The organism is Micromonospora sp. NPDC005205 (assembly GCF_040608275.1).
GTDB lineage: Bacteria > Actinomycetota > Actinomycetes > Mycobacteriales > Micromonosporaceae > Micromonospora.
Map to the genome: position 1 here is coordinate 109,274 of NZ_JBEXHV010000017.1, position 23,018 is coordinate 132,291.

General features: G+C 71.6%; 20 protein-coding genes. 10 read left to right on the forward strand and 10 right to left on the reverse strand.

Annotation, left to right across the window (positions count from 1 at the left end; all coding sequences use genetic code 11):
- Positions 1–5: 5 nt before the first annotated feature.
- The 7 genes from ABZU43_RS26185 (at position 6) to ABZU43_RS26215 (ending at position 7,484) form a co-directional block, all read left to right on the forward strand.
- Complete coding sequence (locus ABZU43_RS26185; protein ID WP_355009116.1) at positions 6–1,475, forward strand: HAMP domain-containing sensor histidine kinase; 1,470 nt, start codon at positions 6–8, stop codon at positions 1,473–1,475.
- Entirely contained in the window at positions 1,472–2,371 is a 900-nt protein-coding gene (locus ABZU43_RS26190) for a Gmad2 immunoglobulin-like domain-containing protein (protein ID WP_355009117.1), read from the forward strand. The genes ABZU43_RS26185 and ABZU43_RS26190 overlap by 4 nt, the downstream gene beginning before the upstream one ends.
- Positions 2,372–2,749: 378 nt before the next feature.
- Entirely contained in the window at positions 2,750–2,932 is a 183-nt protein-coding gene (locus ABZU43_RS26195; protein ID WP_355009118.1) for a hypothetical protein, read from the forward strand.
- Positions 2,929–4,275, forward strand: a complete 1,347-nt coding sequence (locus ABZU43_RS26200) for a glycosyltransferase (RefSeq protein WP_355009119.1) — start codon at positions 2,929–2,931, stop codon at positions 4,273–4,275. The genes ABZU43_RS26195 and ABZU43_RS26200 overlap by 4 nt, the downstream gene beginning before the upstream one ends.
- 149 nt (positions 4,276–4,424) lie before the next feature.
- Entirely contained in the window at positions 4,425–5,054 is a 630-nt protein-coding gene (locus ABZU43_RS26205; protein ID WP_355009120.1) for a TetR/AcrR family transcriptional regulator, read from the forward strand.
- Positions 5,055–5,087: 33 nt separating this feature from the next.
- Entirely contained in the window at positions 5,088–6,581 is a 1,494-nt protein-coding gene (locus ABZU43_RS26210; RefSeq protein WP_355009121.1) for an MFS transporter, read from the forward strand.
- A 111-nt stretch (positions 6,582–6,692) separates the two neighbouring features.
- Complete coding sequence (locus tag ABZU43_RS26215) at positions 6,693–7,484, forward strand: maleylpyruvate isomerase family mycothiol-dependent enzyme (RefSeq protein ID WP_355009122.1); 792 nt, start codon at positions 6,693–6,695, stop codon at positions 7,482–7,484.
- 42 nt (positions 7,485–7,526) lie between these two features.
- On the opposite strand, the gene ABZU43_RS26220 is transcribed toward ABZU43_RS26215, so the two are convergent.
- From ABZU43_RS26220 to ABZU43_RS26235, 4 genes are all read right to left on the reverse strand, one after another.
- Positions 7,527–8,726 (reverse strand): RtcB family protein, encoded by a 1,200-nt coding sequence (locus tag ABZU43_RS26220; RefSeq protein WP_355009123.1) that lies wholly within the window; start codon positions 8,724–8,726, stop codon positions 7,527–7,529.
- A 128-nt stretch (positions 8,727–8,854) separates the two neighbouring features.
- A complete protein-coding gene (locus ABZU43_RS26225; RefSeq protein ID WP_355009124.1) occupies positions 8,855–8,980 on the reverse strand; it encodes a hypothetical protein in 126 nt (41 codons plus the stop codon).
- An 83-nt stretch (positions 8,981–9,063) separates the two neighbouring features.
- A complete protein-coding gene (locus ABZU43_RS26230; RefSeq protein WP_355009125.1) occupies positions 9,064–11,061 on the reverse strand; it encodes a translation factor GTPase family protein in 1,998 nt (665 codons plus the stop codon).
- 329 nt (positions 11,062–11,390) lie between these two features.
- Positions 11,391–12,698: an RICIN domain-containing protein gene (locus tag ABZU43_RS26235; RefSeq protein WP_355009126.1), complete on the reverse strand. Its 1,308-nt coding sequence runs from the start codon at positions 12,696–12,698 to the stop codon at positions 11,391–11,393.
- A 157-nt stretch (positions 12,699–12,855) separates the two neighbouring features.
- Here ABZU43_RS26235 and ABZU43_RS26240 point away from each other — a divergent pair, with 157 nt between their 5' ends.
- On the forward strand, positions 12,856–14,043 hold the full coding sequence (locus tag ABZU43_RS26240; RefSeq protein ID WP_355009127.1) for a spore photoproduct lyase family protein: 1,188 nt from the start codon (positions 12,856–12,858) through the stop codon (positions 14,041–14,043).
- 18 nt (positions 14,044–14,061) lie between these two features.
- Here the strand turns inward: ABZU43_RS26240 and ABZU43_RS26245 are convergent, their stop codons facing one another.
- Both ABZU43_RS26245 and ABZU43_RS26250 read right to left on the reverse strand, forming a co-directional pair.
- A complete protein-coding gene (locus ABZU43_RS26245; RefSeq protein WP_355009128.1) occupies positions 14,062–14,568 on the reverse strand; it encodes a DinB family protein in 507 nt (168 codons plus the stop codon).
- Positions 14,569–14,673: 105 nt separating this feature from the next.
- Complete coding sequence (locus ABZU43_RS26250) at positions 14,674–15,504, reverse strand: M15 family metallopeptidase (RefSeq protein ID WP_355009129.1); 831 nt, start codon at positions 15,502–15,504, stop codon at positions 14,674–14,676.
- A gap of 237 nt (positions 15,505–15,741) precedes the next feature.
- Here ABZU43_RS26250 and ABZU43_RS26255 point away from each other — a divergent pair, with 237 nt between their 5' ends.
- Positions 15,742–16,779 (forward strand): LacI family DNA-binding transcriptional regulator, encoded by a 1,038-nt coding sequence (locus tag ABZU43_RS26255; RefSeq protein ID WP_350864793.1) that lies wholly within the window; start codon positions 15,742–15,744, stop codon positions 16,777–16,779.
- Positions 16,780–16,913: 134 nt separating this feature from the next.
- On the opposite strand, the gene ABZU43_RS26260 is transcribed toward ABZU43_RS26255, so the two are convergent.
- The 3 genes from ABZU43_RS26260 to ABZU43_RS26270 form a co-directional block, all read right to left on the reverse strand.
- On the reverse strand, positions 16,914–17,762 hold the full coding sequence (locus ABZU43_RS26260) for a peptidylprolyl isomerase (RefSeq protein WP_355009130.1): 849 nt from the start codon (positions 17,760–17,762) through the stop codon (positions 16,914–16,916).
- 70 nt (positions 17,763–17,832) lie between these two features.
- A complete protein-coding gene (locus tag ABZU43_RS26265; protein WP_355009131.1) occupies positions 17,833–19,041 on the reverse strand; it encodes a D-alanyl-D-alanine carboxypeptidase in 1,209 nt (402 codons plus the stop codon).
- A 47-nt stretch (positions 19,042–19,088) separates the two neighbouring features.
- The gene (locus ABZU43_RS26270) at positions 19,089–19,817 is read right to left on the reverse strand and encodes a MerR family transcriptional regulator (protein WP_355009132.1); all 729 of its coding nucleotides are present in this window, start codon (positions 19,815–19,817) and stop codon (positions 19,089–19,091) included.
- Positions 19,818–19,983: 166 nt separating this feature from the next.
- On the opposite strand from ABZU43_RS26270, the gene ABZU43_RS26275 reads away from it, so the two are divergent.
- Positions 19,984–22,278, forward strand: coding sequence for an excinuclease ABC subunit UvrA (locus tag ABZU43_RS26275; RefSeq protein ID WP_355009133.1), 2,295 nt, complete (start codon positions 19,984–19,986; stop codon positions 22,276–22,278).
- 187 nt (positions 22,279–22,465) lie between these two features.
- Here ABZU43_RS26275 and ABZU43_RS26280 read toward each other — a convergent pair whose 3' ends face one another.
- Positions 22,466–22,885 (reverse strand): protein-tyrosine phosphatase family protein, encoded by a 420-nt coding sequence (locus ABZU43_RS26280; RefSeq protein ID WP_355009134.1) that lies wholly within the window; start codon positions 22,883–22,885, stop codon positions 22,466–22,468.
- Between the last annotated feature and the right edge of the window lie 133 nt (positions 22,886–23,018).

The window sequence follows — 23,018 nt, forward strand, 5'->3', positions numbered from 1 at the left end:
CGGCGATGGCCGGACACGCGGTGTTGCCCGGGCGCCTGCGGCGCCGGCTGACGATCGCGTTCGTCCTGGTCGCCGGCGTCTCGGCCGGGCTGCTCGCCGGCGGGACCGGGCTGCTGCTGCGGCAGTCCTGGTTGGACGCGTCGCTGCACGAGGCCGCCGCCGACGCCCGCTACCAGCTCGTTCTCGCTGGGCAGTTCCTGCCGCTGACCGAGCAGCGCAGCACCGAACTGCTCACCAGTTTCGAGGCCAGCGGTCGGCATGTGCTGCTCGTCGACGGCCCGACCCGAGCCTCGCACCCCGCGTACGCCCCGGTGCTGGGCACCCGGTTGCGGGCCGTCGTCGCGGACGGGCGGCTCGGCTATCAGCGCTCCGCGCCGGCGGAGCGTCCTCGGCTGCTGGTGATCGGTGGGCGCATCCCCGGCTCGACCGCCGAGCTGTACGTCCTGACAGTGGAGGACGACGTCGCCACCGACCTGGGTCAGCTACGCACCGCCCTCGTGGCCGGCTGGGTGCTGGTGGTGTTGCTCGCCGCCGCAGTGGGTCACGCGTTGGCCCGCCGGACGTTGGAACCGGTGGGCCGGGCCAGCCGGGCCGCCCGAGCACTCACCGAAGGGCTGCTCGCCACCCGCCTGCCGGTACGGGGGCGCGACGAGTTCAGCGCCTGGGCGGCGACCTTCAACGAGATGGCCGAGGCACTGGAGTCGAAGATCGCGGCGCTGTCGGCCGCGCAGGCCCGCGAGCGGCGCTTCACCGCCGACGTCGCGCACGAACTGCGTACCCCGGTGACCGCGTTGGTGGCCGCGGCGTCGCTGCTGCGCGAGCACCTCGACCAACTGCCCGACGACGCCCGGCCGGCGGCCCGGTTGCTGGTCGGCGACGTGGTCCGACTTCGCCGGTTGGTCGAGGATCTGATGGAGATCTCCCGGCTGGACGCCGGGCAGGAGCAGCTGGCCGTCGGGCCGGTCGACGCGTTGGCGCTGCTGCACGACATCGTGGCGGCGCGCGGCTGGTCGCCCCGGGTACGGGTCACCGGTGTTCCGGTCGCGGCGCGCACCGACCGGCGTCGGCTGGAGCGCGTGCTGGCCAACCTTGTCGCCAACGCGGTCGAGCACGGCGGTGGCGAGATCACGGCCAGCGTGGTGGGCGCCGGGCCCCTGGTCGTCTTCGAGGTGACCGACGAGGGGCCGGGCATCCCGGCCGAGCACCTGCCCCGCGTGTTCGACCGGTTCCACCAGGTCGACCCATCCCGCTCCGCGCCGGGCAGCGGGCTCGGGCTGGCCATCGCCCGGGAGCACACCGAGGTGCTCGGCGGCGCGTTGAGCGTGCGCAGCGAACCGGGCGAGGGCACCCGGTTCCGGCTGGAGTTGCCCGTCGCCGGGCCCGCTGGCCCGCGCGATGACCTGCGAGACCCGGACGATCCCGCCCACCCGGGTCCGGTTGGGCGTACCGCCGGCACGCCGGGCGGTGTGGGGTGACCGGCCGCGGTGCGGTCGGGCTGGGCGCACCGGCGCTGGTCGCGGCGCTCCTGCTCAGCGGCTGCGGCACGTCCCGCTCCGGTGACCTCGGCCTGGCGCCCACCGCGCCGCCGCCGAGCGTCGCACCCACCGACCGGCCGGAACCCACCCCGACCCGGGCCACGGCAACGACACCACCACCCACGAACCGGCCGCCGGGTCCGTCGACGACGGCGTCCACCGGCACGCGCCGGCTGGACCCGGTGACAGTGGAGCTGTGGTACGTCCGCGCCGGGCTGCTGGTGCCGACCCGGCGCACGCGGCCGGGCACTGTCGCGACGTCCCGGCTGGCGCTGACGGAACTGGCCGCCGGGCCGAGCCCGGCCGAGGCCGCCACCGGGATGATCACCCTGCTTCCGGCCGGGGTCGAGGTCACCCGCATCGCCGACGGCATGGCGACGCTGCGGGTGCCGTCCGTCGGCGACCCGGCAACCCGGCGGCTGCGCGAGGCGCAGGTGGTGTGGACGCTCACCCAGTTCCCCAGCGTGCGTCAGGTCCGCCTCGACGACGCGGCCCCGGTCGACCGGGCGGACTACGCGGACCTGCTGCCACCGATCGTGGTCACCGGCCCGATCCCCGGTGAGCGCGTCTCCGCTCCCCTCGTCGTCACCGGCACCGCCACCGTGTTCGAGGCGACGGTGAGCGTCCGGGTGCTGGACGCCGCCGGCCGGCAGGTGGCCACCGGTTTCGGCACCGCCAGTTGCGGCAGCGGCTGCCGGGGCGGCTACCGCGTCGTGGTCGGCTGGCGCACGGTCCGCGAACAGAAGGGCACCATCGAGGTGTACGAGGTGTCGGCCGAGAACGGCGAGCGGATCCACACGATGGCAGTGCCGGTGGTCCTGGCACCTCGCGACTGACCGCCCTGCCCGAGAGGGTGTTAACCCGGTGCGTCATCCATTTGTCGACATCGACGTGCGGGCCTGACGTCTACCCGACAGAGCGGCTCCTCGTCGGCGTTTTCCCAGCTGGCGCGGCCAATCGGTGAAAGCGCAGGTCACACGCCGTGGAGCCGGTGAGAACGTCTCCGACACGCCGGCAGCGGGATGGTACGCCGGACCGGACCGGACGACCGTCCCCGTGAACTTGGAGATTGACCTGCACAGACATGTTTGCCAACGTGAGCGCGTCGTTGCGCAGAGTCATATTCGCTGTTCAGCGCTGTGGTGACCGGCCGTATCGGAGTCGCGTCGGTCGCCGCGACAGCCTCACCATCCCTCACAGAGCGGAGATACATCATGTCCGGTGGCAGCCTTCCCCGTACCGGTATGGGCGTTGTCACGATCGGCGGCGCGGCCGGTATCGGCGGCTACGCCCTCCCCCTGCCGCTCACCATCGCCCTCACCGGAGCGACCGCCGTCCTCGTCGGCTTCATCATGATCCGAATGACGTTCCGTCGTCAGCAGTCGGTCGGACAGTGACCGCGAGCGTCACGAGGGGTCGTGTCCTGTTCGCCGCGGCGGTCGTCCTGGCCGCCGCGGCGGCGTGGACCGCCCATCACGTCCTCGCCGTGATCGGCGCCATCGACGGAGGCGGTCACCGCTTCACCTTCGCGTACGCCGTCATGTTTCTGCTGCTGATCTGGCAGCTCGGCACCTCCTATCTGGAGAAGCCCGCCGTGGTCACCGACCGGATGCAGGGGCACCTCGACGCTCTGCACGTGGTGGGTGTCGTGCCGGCGTACAACGAGGATCCGGGCGCGCTGCGGGCCTGCCTCGAATCCATGATCTTTCAAACGCGCAAACCAGACACCATCTACGTGGTGGACGACGGGTCGAAGCTGACCGAGGGCTACCAGCCGATCAAGCGGTGGTTTCTCGACGTCGCCCCGGTACACGGGATCATCGCCGCCTGGCACATCCAACCCAACGCCGGAAAGCGGCACGCCCAGGCCGCCGCGGTGCGGTCGACACCGGCAGCCGACGTCTACTGGACGGTGGACTCGGACACCATCTCGGACCCGAACGCCCTCCGGGAGTTGTTGAAGCCCTTCGCCGACCCGGCGGTGCAGTCCGTCGCCGGGGTGGTGATGGCCGCGAACGTGCGCAGCAGCTTCCTCACCCGGTTCACCGACCTGTGGCTGGTGACCGGGCAGCTCACCGACCGGTCGTCGCTGTCGGTGTTCGGGTGTGTGTGGGTGAACTCGGGCCCGATCGCCGCCTACCGCGCGGAGGTGGTTCGCGACAACCTCGGGGCGTATTTGACGGAGACGTTCTTCGGCCAGCGGGTGCCCTTCTCCGACGACTCCCTCCTCACCCTCTTCGCGATGGTCCGGGGACGTACCGTGCAGCAGCCGTCGGCGTTCGCGTTCTCCCTCATGCCGGAGAACGCCGGGCACTTCTGCCGGATGTTCCTGCGCTGGATGCGCGGCAGCTTCATCAGAACCTGGTGGCGGGTCCGGTACCTGTCGTTGCGGTCGATCGCGTGGTGGCTGCATCTGCTGCGCTGGGCGGCCACGGTGGTCGCGACGGTGCTGTTCGTGGCGGTGGCGGTCCTGTCGCCGATCATCGACCCCGATCCGCGGGCGATTCCGTGGCTGGTGGCTGTGCCGTTGATCGTGGGGTACGGGCAGGCGCTCCGCTACATGACGGTGCGACGATCGGACCAGTCGACCGCGTACCAGTGGGGCACCTGGCTCCTCACTCCCGTCGCTGTGGTGTTCGCCCTGGTCGTGCTGCGGGCGATCCGCTGGTACGGCGTCGCCACCTGCTGGCGCACCGGCTGGGGCACCCGCAAGAAGGTGGAAGTGGCGCTGGGTTCCTGACCACGACCCGGGCCGATCCTGACACCCGGGCTGACTCCAGGTGAAACGTCACCGTTTCGTCGGCCGAGTGCGAGGCAACTCACGAAACCCTGCACGGCCAGCCAACCGCGAACTATGGTCAGTACGACATCGTTTCGCGGGGGGTCGAGATGCTGGGTGGTCAACAGGTGGGCGCGGGCGCCGGGGTGCCGGCGGCTCGGGCTCCGCGCTGCACCGACAGCGATCTGTTCACCGTCGTCATCGACACCCTGCGCGAGGTCGGTTTCGACCGGATGACGATCGACGCCGTCGCCGCCCGCGCCCACGTCAGCAAGGCCACCATCTACCGACGCTGGGACGGCAAGGCCGAGCTGGTCGTCGCCGCCCTGCGCGAACGGCAGGTGGGTGTTCACAACCCGCCCGACACCGGCTCCCTTCGCGGCGACCTGATCGAGTTGCTGCGGGCCACGGCCGCGATCTGCACGGCCGACTGCGACCTCATGCAGGCGTTGACCTTCGCCATGCGGACCAACCCGGAGCTGGAACGCCTGGTGCGTCACCAGGTGCTGCCGGCCGGGCGGGTGGCGACCACCGCCATCCTGGTCCGGGCCGCGTCCCGCGGTGAGATTCCGCCGGAGGCCGGCGAGCGGGAGCTGTTCCACGATCTGGCGCCCGCGCTCACCATGTCCCGCATCGTCGCGCACGGCCTACCCGCCGATGACGCGTTCCTCACCCAGGTCGTCGACCAGGTGCTGATCCCGGTACTCCGCTATCAGCACGACCGTCCCTCGCCGGCCTGATTCACCGATATTCGCAACACGGAAGGCTTCACCATGCCCGGAACCACCTCGACCGCGCCCGGCGCGCCCAACGCCGGGCCGTCGACTGGCGCACCGCACCCGCGGCGCTGGATCGCGCTGGCGGTCATCGCGGTCTCACAGCTGATGGTCGTCCTGGACGCCACGATCGTGAACATCGCGCTGCCGCAGGCCCAGTCCGACCTGGGGATCACCGACGCGAACCGGCAGTGGGTGATTACCGCCTACACGCTGGCCTTCGGTGGTCTGCTGCTGCTCGGCGGTCGCATCGCGGACTACTGGGGGCGCAAGCGCACCTTCCTGGTCGGCATGACCGGTTTCGCGCTCGCCTCCGCCCTGGGCGGACTGGCCACCACCGGTGGGATGCTCTTCGCCGCCCGCGCGTTGCAGGGCGCCTTCGGCGCGCTGCTCGCCCCGGCCGCGCTGGCGCTGCTCACCGTCCTGTTCACCGAGGCCACCGAGCGGGCCAAGGCCTTCGCGGTGTACGGCGCGATCGCCGGCGGCGGGTCGGCGGTCGGCCTGCTGCTCGGCGGTGTGCTCACCGAGTACGCCGACTGGCGCTGGTGCCTGCTGGTCAACATCCCGGTCGCCGCCATCGCCATCGCGTTCGCGCTGCCACTGGTGCCGGAGAGCCGGGCCCACGGCAACACCCGCTACGACGTACCCGGTGCGATCCTGGTGACCGCCGGCCTGGTCTCCCTGGTCTACGGCTTCACCAAGGCCGCCGAGGACGGCTGGGACGCCACCGCGACGCTCGCTTTCATCGCCGCGGGCGTGGTGCTGCTCGCCGTCTTCGTGGTGGTCGAGCTGCGCTCCAGCCACCCGCTGCTGCCACTGCGGATCCTGCTGGACCGCAACCGGGGTGGGGCGTTCCTCACCTCGACGCTGATCGGCGCCGGCCTGTTCGGGGCGTTCCTCTTCCTGACCTTCTACTTCCAGGTGGTGTTGCAGTACAAGCCCCTCGAAGCCGGTCTCGCATCCCTGCCGGTCACCGCCGGTGTGCTGATCGCCGCGGGTGGTGCCAGCCAGCTGATGCCCCGGTTGGGTGCCAAGCCGCTGATGGTCGCCGGTTCGGTGCTCGCCGCCCTGGGCATGCTGGTGCTGACCCAGATCGACGTGGACACCTCGTTCCTCACCCACCTGCTGCCCGCGCAGGTCGTCCTGGGCCTGGGGCTGGGCTTCACCTTCGTCCCGCTGTCCAGCCTCGCCCTGGTCGGGGTGCCGGAGCACGACGCCGGCGCGGCCAGCGCGACGCTCAACGCCACCCAGCAGATCGGTGGCTCGCTCGGCACCGCGCTGCTGAACACCTTCTACACCAGCGCGGTCGCCGCCTATCTGGTCGGCCGGGCGCCGAACCCGGTCAACCAGGTCGAGGCGCTGGTGCACGGCTACCGAGTGGCCTTCGCCTGGGGCGCGGCGCTGATCGTGCTCGCCGGACTGGCCACCCTGGTCCTGGTGAAGGTCCGCAAGGAGGACATCCCGACCGGCAACACAGTGCACATGGGCTGAGCCTGACCGACGTGGCCGCCGCCCGGAACGCGCCTGACACCGGGGCGGGCCGGCCGGCGGCCACGTCCGGTAGCGTCCGGACCATCGTCGAGAATCCGTTTGAGGAGATCCATGTCGACCCCTGCTGACCAGATCATCACCGCTCTGCGCGCGGGCCACGAGGAGCTCGCCGCGCTCGTACGGGACCTCAAGGAGGACGACCTGCTGCGGCCGTCGGGGGCCAGCGAGTGGCAGGTCTCCCAGGTGCTGAGCCACCTGGGCAGCGGCGCCGAGATCAACCTGGCGACGCTGGACGCCGCCCGTTCCGGCGCGCCCGGCCCGGACGGGGACTTCAACCGTGGCGTCTGGGCGCGCTGGGACGCGATGTCCCCGGCCGAGCACGCCGCCGGGTTCCTCGCCACGAACGAACGGCTGGTCGAGGCGTACGAGGCGCTGGACGCCGAGACCCGGGCCTCGATGCGGATCGACCTCGGCTTCCTGCCGGAGCCGGTCGACGTGGCCACCGCGGCCCGCTTCCGGCTCAGCGAGTTCGCCCTGCACCAGTGGGACGCCGAGGTGGCGTTCAACCCGTTCGCGGCGGTGACGCCGGGGGCGGTGGCGCTGCTGCTCGACCAGATCGGCGGCATGCTGGCCTGGACCAGCCGGCCCCAGGAGCTGGCCGGCGGGGAGGCCACGGTGCTGGTCCGGCTGCACGCGCCCGAGCGGACGTTCGGGCTGCGGCTGGGCGAGAAGGTCGAGATCGTCGACGCGCCGGAGCGCCCCGACGGGGAACTGGTGGCCCCGGCCGAGGCGTGGCTGCGGCTGGCCACCGGACGGCTGGGCACTCAGCACACCCCCGACGGGGTGCAGGTGACCGGCCCGGTGACCCTGGACGACCTGCGCCGGGTCTTCGTCGGCTTCTGACCAGCGGCCGTGCGGGCCGGTTTCCCCGGCCCGCACGGCACGTCAGCCCTTCACGCAGACCACCTGCTTGAGGTGCGCGACCACCTCGACCAGGTCCTCCTGCTGGGCCATCACCTCGGTGATGTCCTTGTACGCGCCGGGGATCTCGTCGACCACCCCGGCGTCCTTGCGGCACTCCACCCCGGCGGTCTGCGCGGCCAGGTCCTCCGTGCTGAACGTCCGCTTGGCCTGCGCCCGGGACATCCGACGCCCCGCCCCGTGCGACGCCGAGCAGTACGCGTCCGGGTTCCCCCGCCCCCGCACGATGTACGACCCGGTGCCCATCGACCCGGGGATGATGCCCAGGTCACCCCGGCCGGCCCGGATGGCGCCCTTGCGAGTCACCAGCACGTCCACCCCGTCGTAGCTCTCCTCCGAGACGTAGTTGTGGTGGCAGCTGATGGGCTCGTCGTAGCCGACCTGCGGGAAGTGCTCACGCACCACGCCGCAGAGCAGGGCCAGCATGACCGCCCGGTTTCGCCGCGCGTACTCCTGCGCCCACCAGAGATCCCGCCGGTACGCGTCCATCTCGGGCGTTCCGGCGAGGAACACGGCCAGGTCCCGGTCGGGAAGGTCGACGTTGTGCGGCAGCCTTCGGGCCACCCCGATGTGCCGCTCGGCCAGCTCCTTGCCGATGTTGCGGGACCCGGAGTGCAGCATCAGCCAGACCCGCCCCTCGTCGGCGCCGCCCTGCTCCAGGCAGACCTCGATGAAGTGGTTGCCCCCGCCGAGGGTGCCGATCTGCCGCTGCGCCCTCGTCTCCAGCTGCGCCACCCGCCGGTCAAGGCCGGCGAACCGACCCCAGAAGTCGTCCCAGCCGGCCTGCTCCAGGCCCCGGATCCGACGGGTGTCGACCGAGTCCGTGCGCTGGGCGAAGCCGACCGGGATGGTGGCCTCGATCGCGGAGCGCAGCCCGGCCAGGTCGTCCGGCAGGTCGGCGGCGGTCAGCGAGGTACGCACCGCGGACATCCCGCAGCCGATGTCGACGCCGACCGCAGCCGGCGAGACGGCCTGCCGCATCGCGATCACCGAGCCGACCGTGGCGCCCTTGCCGAAGTGCACGTCGGGCATGACGGCGACACCCTGCACCCAGGGCAGCGCGCCGATGTTGCGCAGCTGCTTGGCGGCCTGCGGCTCGATGGCGTACGGGTCGGTCCAGACCCGGACCGGTGCCCGGGTACCGGCGAGGGGGGTGAATCCCATAGTGGTCTCCTTCTGTCGTGCGGTGACCGTTAATGATCATATTTGGCGGCCAGCGGCGGTGCGCGGATACGAAAGGGCCGCCCGATCCCGGTGGGGATGGGCGGCCGACGGACGCGTCAGCGTCGGCGTCAGTCGCGCCACCCCGGCTCGTTGCGCCGCGCTGGGCGGTAGGCACGGGCATTGGCGGTGAGCTGCAAAGGGGTGCCGGCGGGGAGCAGGCACCAGCGGGCGTCGGTGCGGACACGTCGCGACATGGCGTCCTCCCTCCGGGTTGATCGGTTGACGGTGCACCGACGACAGTAGGAGGGCTGCCGCGCGTCCGCAATGGATATCGTCGCTACCGGCCGCCGACCCGGCGCGCGACCGCCAGCAGATACTCCTTGCGATCCAGCGGATTGTTGTCCCAGCGGGTCCGGACGGGGGCGGGGCCACGCACCGGCCGGTAGCGGTCGAACTCGGTCTCCAGCACGCCCTCCCCCCGGGTCAGCGCAGGCAGGCGACGCTCCAGCGCGTGCACCAGACCGGCCGGGATCTCACCCTGCACCAGGTAGGACACGCCCTGCCCGGTGGCCTCGGTCGGCACCGCGTCCAGCCGGGTGAGCGCGGGCAGCAGCGTGCCGAGGACGTCACCCGGCACCTCCAGCCGGAAGCGGTGTACCGGCTCGTGGACGCGGGTGCCGGCACGAGCGAGTGCGGCCATCAGCACCAACGGGGTGAGATTGCGGAAGTCCCCCGCCGTGCTGGACATGCTCTTGTCGAAGGTGCCGTGGGAATGGCTCTGCCGCGCCCAGTAACCGGCGTGAGTCATCGTCACCTCGCAGTCGGGGACCTCCCACCCGTGAAGGCCCTGGCGCAGGGTTCGGCGCACGGCCTCCTCCACGGCGGTGAAGAAGGCCGGTGGCATCGAACCCAACTCGACGCCGAGCCGAAACGTCACGCCGGCACCGGTCGGCGCCGGCGCGATCCGCAGCCCGACGGTGGCCAGGAACGGGTTGGGCGCCACCGCGATCACCTCCACCGCCCCGGCGACGCCGCACACCCGCTCCACGTGCACCGTGCTGGTTTCCCGAAACGTCACCCCCAGGCCGAAGTCGTCGGCAAGGGTGGCCTGGATGACCTCCTTCTGCACCTCGCCGTAGAGCGACACGGTGATCTCGTGCTGCCGGTCGTCCTGCCGCAGGTTGATGAGCGGGTCCTGCTCAGCGAGCTGGATCAGCGCGGCGTGCAGCGCGACCCGGTCTGCGGGGCGCGTCGGCACCACCACGGTCTCCAGGGTGGGTGGCGCGAAGTGGCGGTCGGTGCCGGCGTGTTCGGGTGGTACGCCCACCGGGTCGCCGATCCGAGCGCGCTTGAGGCCCCACAACCGGGCGATGTGACCGGCTTCGACCGCCGACGCCACCACGTCGGCCCCATGGGCGACGACTCGTACGGCAGTGACCAGTTCAGCGTCGACAGCGCCGACGCGGACCCGGTCGCGAATCCGGATCGTGCCGGCGAAGAGCCGGACCAGTGCGATCTTCTCTCCGGCTGGACCCCGTTCGATGGCGAACACGGTGCCGGAGACCGGGGCGTCGGCGTCACCCTGGACGGTGGGCAGAAGCTCGGTGATCCCGGCGATCAGCGCGTGCACCCCGGCACCTGTGATCGCCGAGCCGGCGTACACGGGCTGCACCAGCGCGCGGCCGGTCCGCGTCGCCAACGCAGCGCGTAGCCGTGAGTACGGCAGCGAGGACGTGTCCGCCACCCAGTCGGCCAGCAGCACGTCGTCCTGGCCGGTGAGCAGGTTGAGCAGCCGGTCGCTGAAGGCGAGGTCGGTGGGCCCGTACGTCGTGCAGTGGGCGCTGCGGATCCCCGGCATCGCCACCGCGCCCATCGCCACGACGCTCGGCGTGAGCTTCTCCGCGACCGCCTGGAAGACCCGGTCGGGGTCTGCCCCGGCCCGGTCGACCTTGTTGATGAAGATCAGCGTCGGGATGCGCAGCCGGCGCAGAGTTCGCATCAGCACCCGGGTCTGCGGCTGCACCCCCTCCACCGCGGAGATCACCAGCACCGCGCCGTCGAGCACACCAAGCACCCGCTCGACCTCGGCGATGAAGTCCGGGTGACCGGGCGTGTCGATCAGGTTGACGGTCACGTCGTCCAGCACGAAGGAGACGACAGCCGAGCGGATGGTGATCCCGCGTTGCCGTTCCAGTGCCAGGGTGTCGGTCTGGGTGCTGCCCGCGTCGACGCGGCCGAGCTGGTCGGTCACACCGACGTCGTGCAACAGCCGCTCGGTCAGGCTGGTCTTACCGGCATCGACGTGAGCCAGGATGCCGAGGTTCAGGGTTTTCACGCAGCGTCAGGTCCTTCAGGTAGGCGACAGATCCCTTCTGGTCGGACATCGACGCAGCGCGCATTGGTGCTCCCTGGAGGTTGGTGGCGGTTTCGGGTAGTTCAGCAGGCCGCCGTCGGTCGGGCAACCGAATAACCGGCGCTCTCACACCCCGTCCGCGGTCGGAGGAGAGCTCGCGGGCGTTGGCCAAGCTGGAGCAGTCGTTGCCGTCCCGGCCTGTTGAAGGCGATCGACGAGCGGGCCTGCCTGCTGCACACCGGTTCGCGCGCGCCGCCGGGTCCGCGCCGGGGCGAGTCGCGGTTCACCCCGGCGCGGACGTGGCGGTGGAGCTATGACTGCGGCACCAGCCGGAAGGACTGCGCCGCAGTGCCGTTGCAGGCGTACTGGATGAGCTGGACGCTGTCCCCAGTGGATGCGCCCGGCACGTCGAGACACTTGCCGCTGGAGCGGTTGACCAGGCGGTAGTAGCCGCCACCCTCGGGCTCGGCCCGCCACTGCTGGTTGTTGCCGCCGCTGTAGGACCAGAGCTGGATGCGTGCCGAGTCGGCTGTCGACCGGTCCGTCACGTCGATCACCTGGGAGCTGTTGTTGCGGTTGTTGACCCGCAGATACCCGCCGCTGGTCGGCACGAACTGGTACTGCTGCGCGGCGCTGCTGTTGCACGCGTACTGCTGGATGGCCGTGCCGTTCGCGCTGGCCGCGGCCCGCGCGTCCACGCACTTGCCGTTGCCCCGGTTGACAACCGTGTGCCAGGCGGTCGGCGAGATGCCGTCGGACGGCGGGGGCGTGGTCGGCGGGACGGTGCCGACGCCAGCCAGCCAGTGCAGCCCGTCGATCAGCAGCTGGTTCTGTTGCGCGCTGTCGAAGGTGGACGACAGCCCGGTGTTGGTGCTGTAGTTCATCGCGTTGTGGCCGAAGTTGGCGTAGAGCATCTTGTACTGCCGGTTGCTCCAGACGAGCGGGTAGTAGCCGCCGTACCAGGACTGGTTGGGGTCCGTGCCGACCGGGAAGCTGGACGGGTCGACCGAGGCGAGGATGTCGATGTTGGGGTTCTGCCGCAGGTCGTTGCTCCAGGAGTACCACTCGCTGATCGACGACGGGAACGTCGCCGGGAGGTTCCGGGTGGCGGCGTGGGTGCGGTTGTCGGCGCGCATCGTGACCCGGGTGGGTCCCCAGGTGTTCGTCTGGAACGAGCCGGTGCCGAGGAAGGTGTTGTAGTACCAGCTCCAGCTCGACGGGTTGTCGGTCCACGCGCTGACGTGGAAGCCCAGCCACGCCCCGCCGTTCTGCATGTACTGCTGGAACGCGGCCCGTTGCGCGGTGGGCGGCGCGTCGTCCAGGAACATGACGACCTTGTACTGGGCCAGGTTGGAGGTGTTCAGCAGGCTCCAGTTGTTGGTGGCCTCCCAGGAGAAACCGTGCTGGGCGGCGGCCTGCGGGAACCAGGCCCGGGCGTCCTTGACGAAGTCGATGTGCGCGGCGTCCCAGGTGCCGTTGTAGAAGGCCAGGACCTTGAACGTCGGCGCGGCCTGCGCGCTTCGCGAGGCGCTGACAGCGACACCGGCGGTCAGCGCGACGACCAGGGCGACGAACAACGACAGGATTCGTCTGGTACGGGAGGAGAGTTCTGCGATCACCTGATCGTCCCTTCGGTGGGGACGCGCGCCGCCGCGTCGAGATACATCTGTTCACAAGGTTTACAGATAGACGAAAGGTTATTCCTCTGACCTGATCGCGTCAATCGCCGATCGCCCGAACGGGTGGGATTCCTGCGGCAGCGGGTACCCCGGCCCGGTGACCAGCCCGGACGGCGTCGACGTCGACCAGCCGCTCGCCGTGGACGTGCCCGCCGCGCCGCACGACGCCAGTGGCGAACGCGTGCCGACCCGCGACCTCGCCGGCCTCGCGCCGCCGACCCGCTCGGCGCGCCGCTGGACCCCGAGCCGGGTGGTGGCCACCCCCGCCGCGCTCGACCACCCGCACGGCCAACGGATCGTCGAGCGGGTGCGGGCACTCGGGATCGAGGTGGAACACCTGCGCGCCAACCGGCTCACCGGGGTACGCGGGCAAACCGACCGGGAGACCTATGCCCGGGCCAAGTCGACGATGGCGATAGTGGTGAGCCCACCCTCGCGGCGCGTGCTGCAGCCCATCGCGCCCAGCGCCGACTGGCGGGTCGACCTGGCCGAGGGCTGCCCTGCGCACTGCCAGTACTGCTACCTCGCCGGATCCCTGTCCGGCCCGCCGGTGACCCGGGTGTACGCGGACCTCGACGACATCCTCACCGGGCTGGCCGCGTATGCCGGGCGCGGGACGGTGACCAGCCGCAACGCGCGGCGCGCCGACGAGGGCACCACCTTCGAGGCGTCCTGCTACACCGACCCGCTCGCCCTGGAGCACCTGACCGGCAGTTGGCGGCGCGCGGTGCAGCACTTCGCCGACTGGGACGCCCCCGTGCAACTGCGCTGGACCACCAAGTACGCCGACGTGGACACCTTCGTGGGGCTGCCGCACGCCGGCCGGACCCGGGTCCGCTTCAGCGTCAACTGCGCCCCGGTGAGCGAACGGTTCGAGGGCGGCACCGCCCGGGTGCCGGACCGGTTGGCCGCGCTGCGCCGGCTCGCCCTCGACGGCTACCCGGTCGGGCTGACCATCGCGCCGATCATCGCCCTGCCGGACTGGCGGGAACGATACGGCGAACTGCTCGACCAGGTCCGCGCGGCGGTCGACGGGGTGCCCGACCTGGACCTGACCGCCGAGTTGATCACCCACCGGTTCACGCCGGGCAGCAAGGAGGTGCTGCTCGGCTGGTACCCGCGTACCCGGCTGGAGATGGACGAGGAGTCCCGCACCCGCAAGCACGGCAAGTTCGGCGCGGTGAAGTACGTCTACCCGCGTGAGCAGATGACCGAGCTACGCGACTGGTTCACCGCCGAACTCACCGCCCGCGTGCCGGCCTGCCGGGTCCTCTACTGGACCTGACCGCGTCCCTTTCGCGGGCTAGACGCCGACGGTGCCGTCGATGCCCTCGCGGACAAGATCGGCGTGGCCGTTGTGCCGGGCGTACTCGTGGATCAGGTGCAGCATCACCAGCCGCAGTGACACGGTCTCGCCGGAGCGGGCGTTGCGGCCGGTCACGTCGAGCGACGCGGCCGCCCGCTCGATCCGGCGGGCATGCGCGACCTCACGCTCCCAGGCGTCGAACGCCTCTGCCCGGGTGGCCGAGGTGGCGTCGTACGCCTGCTGGAAGTCGCCGGTCTCCGACCAGACCAACCCGATGTCCTCGCCGTCGATGACCCGCCGGAACCAGGCGCGCTCCACCTCGGCCAGGTGGCGCACCAGACCGAGCAGGGACAGCGCGGAGGGCGGCATCGACTGCCGGCGCAGGTCCTCGTCGGACAGCCCTTCGCACTTGAGGGCCAGCGTGGCGCGGTGGAAGTCGAGGAACGCGCGCAGCGTCTCCCGCTCGTCGCCGGTGACTGGTGGGCCGATCCGTTCGGTGGTCATTCAAACGATCATGCCGGACGGCATCGGCGGACCGCGGTGCTGGGGATGCGGTGCGGGGGACGCGGGTCAGGACCGCAGTTCAGGGCCGCAGTTCAGGGCCGCGGGTCAGCCGACCGAGGAGCGGGCGACCGGGGCGGCGAAGAACGTGTCCGGGTACGGCTCGTCGCGCAGGCTGTAGTGCCACCACTCCCGGTCGTAGTTGACGAACCCGGCGTCGGTCATCAGCCGCTGCAACAAGCGACGGTTGTCCCGCGCCGTCCCGGTGATCCGGGGGTCGGCCGTGTGCGCCCGCGGGTCGAAACAGTCGAAGCCCGTACCCATGTCGATGCTGTTGTCGGCGAAGCGCTGCCCGCGCGGCGCGGTGCAGGCGACCAGTGGTTGCCCGACCCGGTACGGAGGTTGGCTGGCGGCGGGCTCGTCGACAAGGGTCAGGTCCAGGGTGCTGCCGCGGCTGTGCGCGGTGGGCGCGCCGATGTATCCGTCGGCGAAGAGCCGGTTCTTGGCCAGGTCGGGGTAGAACTCGGCCTTGGTCTGCTGCTCGTCGGGGCGCTTCGACCAGGCGACGAAGTCGTCCACCGCCGGTTGCGGGCGGTAGCAGTCGTACACCTTGAGGCTGTGCCCACCGGCCAGCGCGGCGTCCTGTACGCGGCGCAGAGCCTCGGCCGCCTGCCGGGTGAGCAGGCACAGCGGCTCGCGGTAGCCGGTGATCGGTCGGCCGACGAAGTTGTGCGGCGTGGCGTAGCGGATGTCGGCGTGGATACGGGGGTCGAGGTCGTTGAGCACCACGAACCCGGGCAGCCGCTCGGCGGGGCTCGGCGACGGGGTGGGGCGCACCGGCGCCGGCTGCGGCGCGGCCGGCGCGGGCCGAGGCTCCGACCGCGAGCAGCCGCCGAGCAGCACGGCGAGCGCGAGCACGACGGCCAGGCGGTAGCGCACGAGTCCTGTCTATCAGCCCGACCAGGGCCACCATCCCAGGATCCATCTGGTCCGCCGGCCGAAAGTAACCGGAAAATCTCCGGAACTTTTCCGTAACTGAAGCGAAGCTTCGGTCGGCCTGGCATGTCGTCAACCCCCATCGGTGAGGCAAGATGGCGCGAGGAACGGTGCACGCCGTTCCGGGACACACGGTGGCGACGGCATGCTGTCGCTTCCGGAGCGGTGAAGGAGACGCGGGTGGGCGCGGACGACGGACGCAGGGTGACCATCACCGCGATCGCACGGGAGGCCGGAGTGTCGGTGCCGACCGTGTCACGGGTGCTCAACGGACGCTCCGATGTGGCCCCGGACACCCGGGAGCGGGTCGAGGAGTTGTTGCGCCATCACGGCTACCGGCGTCGCACCAGCCGCAGCGTTCGCCGCGCCGGTCTCGTCGACCTGGTCTTCAACGACCTGGACAGCCCCTGGGCCGTGGAGATCATTCGCGGCGTGGAGGACGTCGGGCACGGCGCGGGTGTCGGCACCGTGGTCTCCGCGATCCACCGGCAGCCCACAGCGGCCCGGCAGTGGTTGCAGAACCTGCGGACCCGGGCCACCGACGGCGTCATCTTCGTGACCTCGCACCTGAGCCCGCCGCTGCACGCGCAACTGCGTCGCCTCAACGTGCCGGTGGTGGTCGTGGACCCGGCCGGCGTACCGGCCATGGACGTGCCCACGATCGGCGCCACCAACTGGGCCGGCGGGCTCGCCGCGACCGAACATCTTCTCGCGATCGGGCACCGGCGCATCGGTTTCGTGGCGGGGCCGACGCACCTGCTGTGCAGCCGGGCCCGGCTCGACGGTTACCGGGCCGGGTTGGAGGCCGCCGGGGTGCCGGTGGACGACGCTTTGATCTACCCGGGCGACTTCTACCACGCCTCCGGTTTCGCTGGCGGGACCGCGCTGCTCGACCTCGCCGACCCGCCGACCGGCATCTTCGCCTCCAGCGACCAGATGGCCTTCGGCGTCTACGAGGCCATCCGGCGGCGCGGGCTGCGCGTGCCGGACGACGTGAGCGTGGTGGGGTTCGACGACCTGCCGGAAGCCCGCTGGGCCTCACCGCCGCTGACCACCGTGCGCCAGCCGTTGGTCGAGATGGGACGGTTGGCTGCCCGGACCGTGCTGCGCCTGGCCCAGGGCGAGGGCATCGACTCGCCCCGGGTGGAACTCGCCACCGAGTTGGTCGTTCGGGACAGCACCGCCGCCCCGCTGACCGGCTCGCCCGCCTCGGCGTGACGGCCTGACCTGCGTCGGAAACCGGTTGGACCGGTTCCGGTCCGGTTCCGAAAATTCCGGCGAGGCCGCGCTTACCGGGAGCCACCCACGGTCGGCGCGGTGAGCGACCGACGGTCACCCACCGCGCCGCACCGTCAGTGGTGGTGGTGCCAGCGGACGGCCTTGCGGATGGTCACCGGCAGTGCGGGCGCGCCGTCGACCGGTGCCGGGTCCTCGGCGGTCGGTGCCACTCCCCCGGCGGCGATCCGGCCCAGCGTGGCCAGGCCCGCCCCGTCGACCTCGCCGAAGATCGTGTAGTTGGGGCGCAACGCGGAGTTGGCGTAGACCAGGAAGAACTGACTGCCGTTGGTGTCCGGCCCGGCGTTGGCCATGGCCAGCACGCCACGGGCGTACACCCGGCGCTCGCCGGTCGGGTCGGTGGGCGCGGGCGGCAGGTCCGTCGGCAACTCGTCGCGGTACCGGTAGCCCGGACCGCCCTCACCGGTACCGGACGGGTCACCGCACTGCAGCACGCTCAGCGTCGGGTACGCAGTGAGCCGGTGGCACGGGGTGCGGTCGTAGAACCGCTTGCTCACCAGGTGCAGGAAACTCTGCACCGTGCACGGCGCCGCGGCCCGGTCCAGTGTCAACCCGATGGGCCCGTGGTTGGTCGCCACTGTCACCCGGACGCTGCCCCGGGCCGGGGTGCGTCGCGGGTCGGGCGGCAGCGGCACCGGCCGGGCCGCGGGTTCATCCGGGGTCTCGGTGTACGCGCACGGGCCGTGGGTGGTGCGCGGCGGTCGGGTGGCGGCGTCGGCAGCAACGGTCGGCGCGGCGGAGACACGCACCGGGTCGGCCGACGGGCCCGGGGCGGCGAGCGCCGTGGCGGACGAGCCGACGACCAGCGCCCCGGCGAGCACTGTCACCCCCGCGAGGCGGGTCAGGGCGCGCACCGGTCGGCGGGGTGCCGTCACTGCGGGGCGCGGTTCGAGTTCACTCGACACAGGGATCCTCCTGGACTGGTGGAGCCAGAAAGACCGGAGTCTATGGACGGCAGCGCCCGATGTCGATCCGTCAGGGCATCCGGCGGCGACGCCGCCACAGCACGCCGCCCATCAACGCGACCACCGTCGCGCCGCTGACCGCCATCACCGACCAGAGCCACCCCGAGCCGGTAGGCGCGGGCCCACTGGCCGCCGCCGGTCGGGGCGCGCCGGGTGCCGCCAGCGCGGACGGCGCCGCCGACGGGGTGGCGGTCAGCTCGCCGGGCTCGACCAGCCGACCCACGGCGGCGCCCCGCGGCAGCGTGAAGCCCCAGTCCAGGAGGGCCGCGCCCTGCTCCCAGCCGCGCACCGGTGCCGATTCGGCGCCCAGCAGGGTCACCACCAGCCGCCGCCCGCCGCGTTCCGCCGCCCCCACGTAGGTGTGCCGGGCCAGGTCGGTGAAGCCGGTCTTGCCGCCGAGCGCCCCCGGGTACCGGTAGATGAGCTGGTTCTCGTTCTGGATCTCGAAGCCCTTGGTGCGTTGCGCCGGCTGAACCGGAATCGACGCCTGCTCGGTCAGCGCGTACCGACGGAAGTTTGGCTCGGCGAAGCAGGCACGGGCGATCAGCGCCAGGTCGTACGCGCTGGTGAACTGCCCCTTGCCGTCCAGCCCGGACGGGGTGACCGCGTGCGTCTGGAGCGCGCCGAGGTGGTGGGCCTGCTCGTTCATGGCGCGTACGCCGGCGGCGCTGTCCGTTCCGCTGCCGAGTCGCGCGAGGGCGTTGGCGGCCTCGTTACCGGAGTTGAGCAGCAACCCGAGCCAGATGGTCTCGATGGTGTACCGGCCGCCCGCGACCAGGCCCACGGCCGACGAGCCGGGTTCGATGTTCATGTCCGCGTCGGTGACGGTGACAATCTGCTTCGGGTCGAGCCTGGGCAGCATCGTGGCCGCCAGCAGGAGCTTCTGCACGCTCGCCGGTGTGCCGTACTCGTGGGGGCCGCAGCCGCCGAGCACCTGGCCGCTGTCCAGGTCGGCGACCAGCCACGACGTGGCGGTGACCCTCGGCGGCGCGGCCGCGCCGGACGGCACGACCAGGCCGGCCGTGTCCAGCGCCGCGCCGCCGATCATCCGTTGCTCGGGCACGGCGGGCGGGGGCGACGGCCTGGGTGGGCGGGACGCCGCCGGCACCGGGACCCGGGGGCAGCGCACCGTCGGCGCGGCGGACGCTCCCGTCGCACCGACCGGCACGGGAGCGAGCAGGACGGCGGACGTCGTGGCCGCCAGCAGCGCAGCTCTCATGTGCCCGACCCTAGTCAGGACGATCGCCCGGCGGGACGGGATGCCGGTCAACTCGCGTCGCCGCGAGCGCGCAGGTAGTCGTGCAGGGCAGCGCTGCCCCGCAGCCGACGCAGGCTGCGGTTGTGCAGCTCCTGCTCGCGGCGTCCCAGCTCGGCGCGGACCCGCTGGGCGCTGCCGGTGGTCCGCAGCTCGCCCAGCACCGCGGCGATGATCTCGAACGGGTACGCGCCCCGCCGCAGCAACGCGATGACCTGCGCCGCGCGTAGCTCCGCCTCGTCGTACACCCGGTAGTTGGTCCCCGGGGTGCGTCCCGGCCGCAGCAGCTCGCGCTCCTCCCACAGCCGCAGCTGCGAGGTCCGGACCCCGACCAGGGCGGCGACCTCGCCGATGCGGGCGCCGTGGCGTGGTGCGGGTCGGGTCGCCGGTGGGCTGGCCAGCACGGTCTCGAAGGCGCCGAGCACCCGGCGGATCTCGGCGCGTTCCCAATCCAGCTCGGCATGGCCGCCGTCGAGCGCCGCCAGGGCCGCCGGCAGGTCACCAGCGTGCACCGCCGCCATGATCTCCCGGGTACGGCTCCAACCGTGCCCCTCGGCCAACCGCCGCGCCACTGTCAGCGCCCGGGCGTGCTCGGTCGTGAAGATCCGGTAGCCGCTGGCGGTGCGCCGCACCGGCGGCAGCACCCCCAACTCGACGTAGTTGCGCACCTGCTGCACCGAGATCCCGACGGTGGCCGCCAGGTCCACGGCGCGCAGCCGATCCTGCGAGGCGACGTCCACGCGAGCCACCGTACCGCTTACGACGTGATTTGAGACTTTCCCGCACGTAGCGCCGCTGCCTGCGCTCGAACTTCGCCAGAACTGTCTACATGGGGATGAATGAGACAATGGAACCCGCCAGTGCCCGGCGGGGCAAAGTCCCGCCACGATTCCGTGAAGGGTTCGTATGTCGCAGCCAGCATGGTCCGCCGCCGACAGCCACGACATGATCGAGGTACGCGGGGCGCGGGAGAACAACCTCGCCGACGTCTCGGTCGACATCCCCAAACGCCGGTTGACCGTCTTCACCGGCGTCTCCGGGTCGGGCAAGTCGTCGCTGGTCTTCGGCACCATCGCCGCCGAGTCCCAGCGCATGATCAACGAGACCTACAGCGCGTTCCTCCAGTCGTTCATGCCGAACCTCAACCGGCCGGACGTCGACTCGCTCCGCAACCTCAGCGCGGCCATCGTCGTCGACCAGGAGCGGATGGGGGTCAACTCCCGCTCCACCGTCGGCACCGCCACCGACGCGTACGCGATGCTGCGGATCCTCTTCAGCCGGCTCGGCCAACCGTCCATCGGCGGCACCGGGGCGTTCAGCTTCAACCTGCCCGAGGGCATGTGCCCCACCTGCGAAGGGCTGGGCCGGGTCTCCGACCTCGACATCAACGAGCTGGTCGACGTCGAGCGCTCCCTCAACGACGGCGCGATCACAGTGCCCAACTTCGCTGTCGACTCCTGGTACTGGCAGACCATCGTCGGCTCCGGCCTGTTCGACCCGGACGTCAAACTCCAGGACTTCACCCCGCAACAGTGGGAGGACTTCCTGCACAAGCCGGCCACCAAGATCAAGGTGGGCAGCAACAACTGGACGTACGAAGGGCTGGCGGTCAAGGTCAAGCGGCTCCTCCTGGCCAAGGACCGCGAGCTGATGCAACCGCACATCCGCGCCTTCGTCGACCGGGCGGTCACCTTCACCAGCTGCGGCGACTGCGGTGGCACCCGACTCAACGCGGCGGCCCTGTCGTCACGGATCGCCGGGCGCAACATCGCCGACTGCTCCGCCATGCAGATCAGCGACCTGGCAGCGTTCGTCCGCACCGTCGACGACCCGGGGGCCGCGCCACTCGTCGCCAACCTCCGCGACCTGCTGGACTCCCTGGTCGAGATCGGTCTGGGCTACCTCAGCCTGGACCGCGAGTCGGCGACCCTCTCCGGCGGCGAGGCGCAACGGGTGAAAATGGTCCGGCACCTCGGCTCCAGCCTCTCCGACGTCACCTACGTCTTCGACGAACCCACCGTCGGCCTGCACCCGCACGACATCGCCCGGATGAACGACCTGCTGCTGCGGCTGCGCGACAAGGGCAACACCGTGCTGGTGGTGGAACACAAACCGGAAACCATCGCCATCGCCGACCACGTGGTCGACCTCGGACCGGGCGCCGGCACCGACGGTGGCCGGATCTGCTTCACCGGCGACATCCCCTGCCTGCGCCGCTCCGACACGCTCACCGGCCGCCACCTGGACCACCGGGTGACAGTGCGTTCCGACGTACGCCAACCCACCGGGCAGCTCGCCATCCGCCAGGCCGACCTGCACAACCTGCACGACGTGGACGTGGACATCCCGCTCGGGGTCCTCACCGTGGTCACCGGCGTGGCCGGATCCGGCAAGAGTTCACTGATCCACGGCTCCCTGCGCGGCCGGTCCGGGGTCGTCATCGTCGACCAGTCCCCGATCCGCGGCTCACGACGCAGCAACCCGGCCACCTACAGCGGGCTGCTCGACCCGATCCGCACCGCCTTCGCCAAGGCCAACGGGGTCAAGGCCGCGCTGTTCAGCGCCAACTCCGAGGGCGCCTGCCCGACCTGCAAGGGAATCGGCCTCATCTACACCGACCTGGCGATGATGGCCGGCGTCGCGAGCGTCTGCGAACGGTGCGAGGGGCGGCGCTTCACCGACACGGTGCTCACGTACACGCTGCGTGGCAAGAACATCCACGAGGTGCTGACCATGTCCGTCACCGAGGCGTACGCGTTCTTCCCCAGCGGGGCGGCGCACGTCATCCTCGGCCGGTTGGTCGACGTCGGGCTGGGCTACCTCAGCCTCGGCCAGCCGCTGACCACCCTGTCCGGCGGGGAGCGGCAACGACTCAAGCTCGCCATCCACCTGGCCGAGAAGACCACCACGTACGTCCTCGACGAGCCGACCACGGGCCTGCACCTGGCCGACGTGGACCAACTGCTGGCCCTGCTCGACCGGATGGTCGACGCCGGAAACACGGTGATCGTCATCGAGCACCACCAGGCGGTCATGGCACACGCCGACTGGCTCATCGACCTCGGCCCCGGCGCCGGCCACGACGGTGGCCGCATCGTCTTCACCGGCACACCGGCCGAGCTGGTCGCCACCGGCGACACCCTCACCGCCAAGCACCTCCGCGAGTACGTCGACGACCCGGCGGTGATCGGCCAGGGCTGACGCCGGTGCCCCGCGACCGGCCGGCGCACAGCGGCGACGGGTCCCGGCACGAGCGGCGGCGGGCCGGCGGCGGGCCGGCGGCAGCGGTCCGGCGGTCCCGGTGGCGGCGGGCCGGCGGTGCCGGTGGATGCGGTCGGCTGGCGCGGCGTCACGGCGGCGCTCCGGCGGCGGCGCTCCGGCGGCGGCGTCAGGTGACGCGGCGCAGCCAGCGCCGCTGCCAGGGGGTTTCCACCGCCTTCGGGTGGTAACCGGCCCGCACCCACGGCACCGCCCGCTCGACCGGCAGACCGTCGAGGATCGCCAGCGCGGCCAGGGCCGTCCCGGTGCGACCCAACCCACCCCGGCAGGCCACCTCGACACGTTCACCGTCGTGGGCCCGTCGCAGCGCTTCCCGTAGGACGTCGAGGGCTTCGGCGCGGTCGAGCGGCACCCAGAAATCGGGCCAACGGATCCGCCGGTAGGGCCAGGCGGGCTCCGGACCAGGTGCCAGCAGCACGGCGAAGTCGGCGGGCGAGGTCGCAGCAGCGATGCGGCGACCGCGCACCGTCGCCCCACTGGGGAGTACGAGTACGCCCGACTGCTCGGACCACGACTGTGCGTCAGTCACCCGGACATTGTGCCGCGACGATCTGACAGGTGAGCACAGACAGCGCCGCCCCCGGCTGGTGGGCCGGGGGCGGCGCTGGTGTCGGTGTGCAGGTCGCCTCTCGGCGAGTGGCACGACGCGGCTCCAGCCGAAC

What these genes read in the sequence shown, in the direction of transcription:
- ABZU43_RS26210 (WP_355009121.1), top strand. Translation starts at nt 5,088, where the DNA reads ATGCCCGGAACCACCTCGACCGCGCCCGGCGCGCCCAACGCCGGGCCG.
- ABZU43_RS26195 (WP_355009118.1), top strand. Translation starts at nt 2,750, where the DNA reads ATGTCCGGTGGCAGCCTTCCCCGTACCGGTATGGGCGTTGTCACGATC.
- ABZU43_RS26185 (WP_355009116.1), top strand. Translation starts at nt 6, where the DNA reads ATGGCCGGACACGCGGTGTTGCCCGGGCGCCTGCGGCGCCGGCTGACG.
- ABZU43_RS26225 (WP_355009124.1), bottom strand. Translation starts at nt 8,980, where the DNA reads ATGTCGCGACGTGTCCGCACCGACGCCCGCTGGTGCCTGCTCCCCGCC.
- ABZU43_RS26220 (WP_355009123.1), bottom strand. Translation starts at nt 8,726, where the DNA reads ATGGGATTCACCCCCCTCGCCGGTACCCGGGCACCGGTCCGGGTCTGG.
- ABZU43_RS26265 (WP_355009131.1), bottom strand. Translation starts at nt 19,041, where the DNA reads ATGAGAGCTGCGCTGCTGGCGGCCACGACGTCCGCCGTCCTGCTCGCT.
- ABZU43_RS26245 (WP_355009128.1), bottom strand. Translation starts at nt 14,568, where the DNA reads ATGACCACCGAACGGATCGGCCCACCAGTCACCGGCGACGAGCGGGAG.
- ABZU43_RS26215 (WP_355009122.1), top strand. Translation starts at nt 6,693, where the DNA reads ATGTCGACCCCTGCTGACCAGATCATCACCGCTCTGCGCGCGGGCCAC.
- ABZU43_RS26205 (WP_355009120.1), top strand. Translation starts at nt 4,425, where the DNA reads ATGCTGGGTGGTCAACAGGTGGGCGCGGGCGCCGGGGTGCCGGCGGCT.
- ABZU43_RS26275 (WP_355009133.1), top strand. Translation starts at nt 19,984, where the DNA reads ATGTCGCAGCCAGCATGGTCCGCCGCCGACAGCCACGACATGATCGAG.